Annotated in this window: 1 protein-coding gene; it reads left to right on the top strand. The window is 66.4% G+C overall.

The window, feature by feature from the left end:
• The first annotated feature begins 1,156 nt into the window (after nt 1–1,156).
• Nucleotides 1,157–5,641 (top strand): DNRLRE domain-containing protein, encoded by a 4,485-nt coding sequence (locus ACWD5Q_RS34925; RefSeq protein WP_451431095.1) that lies wholly within the window; start codon nt 1,157–1,159, stop codon nt 5,639–5,641.
• Nucleotides 5,642–5,705: the final 64 nt, after the last annotated feature.

Raw genomic sequence — 5,705 nt, 5'->3', positions numbered from 1 at the left:
ACGGCGGCCGCTCACCCCTTCTCATGTGCAGGCTAACAAGTCATCAGACCCCTTCATTCCGAGGCGAGTTGCAGCATTCTGTTAGGAGTTCTTAGGGCCTACGCGGGTAGGCGGAACCGCTGTCGGCCCGCTGGTGGTGGCTCAGGTAGGCACAGGCGGGGCACCCGAGCCCGGGAGCCAACCGCCCGCCCTCGGTCACTGAGCCATGTGAGGGACCGCCTCCCGCGGCCCTCACATCCTCCGCCGTACACCACGTCCGTGGACGTGACCGCCGGTCAGTGCCTGGGGGACGGCGCCAGATTCGGCCAGGATCAGGCCCGCCATCGAAGTCACCCAGGTGTCGGTGTCGGGATACAGCGAGAAGCCACCGTCCACAGCTTGGGTCGCCAGCAGCTGCTCCAGGCCCGCGGTCACCGGGCCTCGGTGACGCGGGTAGGGGGGAAGGGCGAACGGGTAGAGCGCAGGTGGGACAGGTGGTTGCGCTCCAGGACGCCATCGCAGCGCAGCGACCGGCGGCTCCGGCCCACCTGCCGCGAGCTTGTCGATGCGCCCGCGTGGGCCCGGGTGAGCGCGTTCCTGGTGGCCGCAGCGGACAGGGCGGATGCCACCGTTCTGGACCGCTTCGGGCTGTAGCGCGGGACACGCTCGGGGCTTGCCGCGCTCAGCACCGGGCTGGCGCGGAACCATGAACGCGACAGCACGACGCCGGGTCCTTTTGTCCTAACCTGTCAACTTACGCGAATTCGTCACATGTATGCGGGAATCTTTGCGATCTCCTCTAAATTTCTTTCATCTTTCGGTAAAAGCCGCACGAGGAGTGGAGGGGAATTTTTTTTATTTTATGTCCGATTTAGCCGTAGAGGTTGAAGTGGGCAATCGGGGCAATTGGTTGAATCTCGCCAGGCGTGCCCTTTGTGGAATTTGCCAATACTTTACATGCGCCATTCCTTCACATTGGCCTATTTGACTTCTGTGAACCTTTGGCAACCTCCTGTTGTCAAGATCAGCTCGTTTGTGTCGTCTCCGCGCTGCGGAGAGTCAAAGCGGGAGGGAGCTGATCATGCGTCACAGACCTGTGGCCCATGGCAGATTAAAGGGGAGTCCCCCAAGGGCGCGCTGGCTGCGCCAGAGCGCGGTCGGTATTGCCATGGTCGTTGTGGCCGAGACTGCGCTGTTGTCACTGAGCACGGGAATGGTGTTCGCCGCGGAGTCCGTAATGGCCGCGGCCGAGTCGGTTACGGCGTCGTCCGAACCGTCTGGTCCTGCGCAGGCCGAGAGCGAGTCGTCGGCGTTGCTGATGGCCCGTCTGCAGGACCGCAAGATTGAGGTGCTGTCCGCTCGGACCAGTGACTCGACGACGTACGCGCTGCCCAGCGGGGAGCTGGAGACCGAGGCGTACGCCGGTCCGGTACGGGTGAAACAGGACGGGGTCTGGAAGGCCATCGACACCTCGCTGTCCGACACCGGGGACACCCTGGAGCCGCAGGCCGCCGCCGCGGACATCAACGTCTCCGACGGCGGTGACACCCAACTCGCGTCGGTCACGAAGGGCGAGGACTCCTTCGGGCTCGGGTGGGCGGAGAAGCTGCCCACCCCCGATGTCAGCAAGAACACCGCGTCCTATGACCTGGGCAGCGGCCAGACCCTGTCGGTGACCGTGCTGGCGCAGGGTTTCTCGGAGAACATCGAGCTCGCCCAGCAGCCGGCCGACGACACCGTCTCGTACCGGATCCCGCTGGACCTGGACGGGCTGAAGCTGTCCCAGGCCGACTCGGGGCATCTGCTGCTGAAGGACTCCGACGGCAAGCTGGTCGCCGAGGCGCCCGCGCCGATGATGTGGGACGCCTCCAAGGACGACGCCTCGGGTGAGTCCGCGCACCAGGAACAGGTCTCGACGAAGGTCGAAACGGCGGACGACGGCTCGCAGACCCTGGTGCTGACCCCGGACAAGGACTTCCTGGACACCGCGACCTACCCGGTGACGGTCGACCCGACCACCACGCTCGCGGTCACCACCGACACCTGGGTGCAGAACCCCGACTACCCCGACTCGCAGATCTCCTCCCAGGAACTGAAGTCCGGTACGTACGACGGCGGTACCGACACCGCACGCTCGTACCTGAAGTTCGACGTGTCGAAGTTCACCGGCAAGCACATCACGTCGGCGACGATGTCGCTGTACAATTACTACTCGTCGACTTGCTCCGCTTCCGGTGCCGCCACCGAGGCCCGTCGCATCACCTCCACCTGGTCCTCGTCGTCGATCACCTGGGGAGCCCAGCCGTCGACCACGACGACCGGCGTGGCGACGAATACCGGGCACTGGGGCTACTCCTCGTCCTGCCCGGCCGCGTGGTCGAACTGGAACCTGCAGACGATCGTGCAGGCGTGGGCCGACGGCTCCACCAACTACGGCCTGCAGATCCGCAGTGCGGACGAGACCGACTCCACCACCTGGCGTCGCTTCCGGTCGGCGAACTACACCACCTCCGGATATGCGCCGAAGCTGTCGGTGACCTACAACTCGTACGCCACCACCGCCTCCGCGACCGTTTCTCCGTTGTACGCCAATCCGTACAACGGCAAGACGTACGTGACGTCGCTGACGCCGACGCTGTCGGCGAAGGTGACCGACGCGGACGGCAGTACGGTCAAGGCTCAGTTCGAGGTCACCGCCGATCCTGCCTACGCCGACACGACGTACTCGTACACCGCCAGCTCGTCGTCGGTGGCCTCGGGTTCGACGGCGACGCTCACCATCGGATCGGCCAATGCCTTTCCGGCCGGGAAGCACCTGCGCTTCCGGGTGCGGGGCTACGACGGCACGGACTACGGCTCGTGGTCGGGCTACACCACGTTCGTCATGAACACCGGTCTTCCTGCCGCCCCGACGATCACATGTGACACGTACGAGGAGAGTGGCTGGACAGCCAAGTCGGACGACGCGGTCTCCTGCACGCTGGCGACTACTTCCACCGACGGCGCGGGCTATCTATGGGGGCTGGACGATGACAGTGTGCCCAACCGCAAGCTGGACACGACCGACGGCAACGGCGGCGACGCGCTGACCATCAGCATCGACCCGGACGAGGGCTGGCACACGCTGTACGCCAAGACCGTCGACTCCGGAGGAAATATTTCTTCAACTGCTACCGCCTACAGCTTCGGCGTGGGTGAGGACGGCGCGGCGATCACGGAGCCCAAGGATGGCCTGACGACGGCGCGCCGGGTCACGCTGGAGGCCAGGGGGCTGCCGAGCTACTCCAGCATCCAGTGGTACTACCGCTTGGGCGACGATGACGACTGGCAGCTCATTCCGGCTGAGAACGTCACCACGGCCTCGGGTGGGAACACGGTCACCTGGCCTGTCGCGATGAGCAACGGCGTGGCGACCAAGCTGGTGTGGAACGTCGCGGACACCCTCGGTGTCGACAGCGATGTGGAGATCCGTGCCTGGGTATCGGACGGCACGACCAACGCCTACACAGCTAGCCGCAGTATCAGCCTGGACCGGGCTGGTGGCTTCGGCCCGACCCGGGATATCGGCCCGGGCACGGTCAATCTGCTGACTGGTAACTACAGCATCGCTGAGACCGACGCCGACCTGTTCGGCCTGCAGGTGCTGCGCCGTGCGGTTTCCCGCACGTCGGACCGCGAGGCCGACGACGACTCCACGGTGGCTGACACGTTCGGGCCCGGGTGGAGCGCAGGCACCGGCGCGGGCGTACAGGCGGCGGTTTTCGCGACCATCACGAAGAACTCCACCTCGTCGGTCACCCTGACCGGCCTCGACGGCGAGACCACGGCGACCTTCACCCTCAACAACGGCACCTGGACCTCGGCGGACGCCGACTGGGCGACGCTGACGGGCACCACGACCGGCTCGGTCTTCACGTTGACGAGCGACTCGGGCGTCGTAGCGGTATTCCGGCTCTCTGCCACCGCCGGAACCTGGACGCTGGACACCGTCGCGGACACCAGTGCGACGGACACCATCACCGTGTCCCAGGCGGTGTTCTCCGGCGACGAGGTGCTGGCGCGCCCGAAGTACCTCATCACCGCGAGCTCCGCGCACAAGCCGGCGGACTGCCTCGCCGATCTGACCGTGACCGGCTGCCGTGCATTGGAGTACGTGTATGCGGACTCCACCACCGCGACCTCGGCTTCCTTCGGCAGCTACACCGGTCGCGTCAGCGAGATCCGGCTGTGGGCCGCAGACCCAGGCGCGAGCCAGGCCACGTCGACCGCTGTGGCGACGTACGCATACGACAGTTCCGGATACCTGCGCCAGACGTGGGACCCCCGTATCAGCACACCGCTGAAGACCTCCTACACCTACGACAGCGCCGACAGGATCGCCACCTACACCAAGCCGGGCCAGCGCTCCTGGACCTTCACCTACGGGTCGGTCGGTTCCAGCACGACGGCCGGCGCAGGCATGCTGCTGACCGCCACGAGGGCCGGTGCCACCCTGGATCAGGCGGACACCACCACGACGATCGTCTACGACGTACCGCTCAGCGGTGACTCCGCTCCCTACGCGATGTCCGGTACCGATGTGGCCACGTGGGGGCAGGAGACCGCGCCCACTGACGCGACGGCCGTCTTCACCTCCGGCACGGTGTCGAGCAACCTGGGGTCCGACCTCGGCCACGACGCCTACGCCACGGCCTCCGTGTACTACTCGGACGCCGACGGGCACGCCGTCAACGAGACAGCCCCCGGCGGACACATCACCACGCGGGAGTACAACAGCAACGGCGACCTCGCCTACGAACTCACCGCCGCCAACCGCGAACTCGCACTCGGTACCGCGGACAACGCCGCCGAGGCACTGGCCCGGCTCGGCCTGCAGAACCAGAGCGACACCACCGTGCGCGCCCAGCAACTCGCCACGGTCTACACCTACGACACCGACTCGGGAGCCAAACTGACCGAGACCGGACCGCTGCACCTGATCACCCTCCAGACGGCCCTCACCGCCGGTGCCGGCACGACATCCCTGGCCGCCGGTGACATCCGGGCCGCACGCAAGCGCGTCACCTACACCTACGACGAGAACCGTCCGGCCGGGGCCGACGCATCCGGGCTGGTGACCACCGAAACGGAAGGCGGCCTGATCGACGGCTACAGCACTCTGGCCGACAGCAAGGTCGTGTCGTACAGCTACGACTGGGACACCGGCAACCTGCTCAAGGAGACCACGGACCCCTCCGGGCTCGCGCTGGCCACCGGCTACACCTACGCCTCGGACGGGCAGATCGCCTCGACCACGAAGCCGGGTTCGAAAGCCGCCGGCACCACCGTCACCACCAACACCCGTTGGATGGGCAGTGGCACGGGAACCTGCGCCGGACACCCCGAATGGGCGGGTCTGATCTGCACCGAGACCACCGCTCCGGCCTCCGACAGCAGCGCCTCGACAGTCACCACGTACACCTACGACCGCTGGGGCAACCAGGCCACGGCCACGGTGACGGCAGGAGGCAAGACCCGCACTACCACCTACGCCCACGACGCCGCCGGCCGTCCGACCACCACCACGGTCACCTCGGACACCACCGGTACCGCCCTGCCCAGCCGGACGATCACCTACTCCACCACCACCGGTCTTAGAACTCCTAACAAAGTGAGAGGTTGACCAGTCGGCGCCAGCAGATGATGCCGCAGGCCAGGCTGAGGAACGCTTCGTGGATGTCGTCGCG

The organism is Streptomyces sp. NPDC002513 (assembly GCF_053595355.1).
Note: the sequence above shows the minus strand (reverse complement) of the source record. Positions and strands in the feature narration are given on the sequence as shown.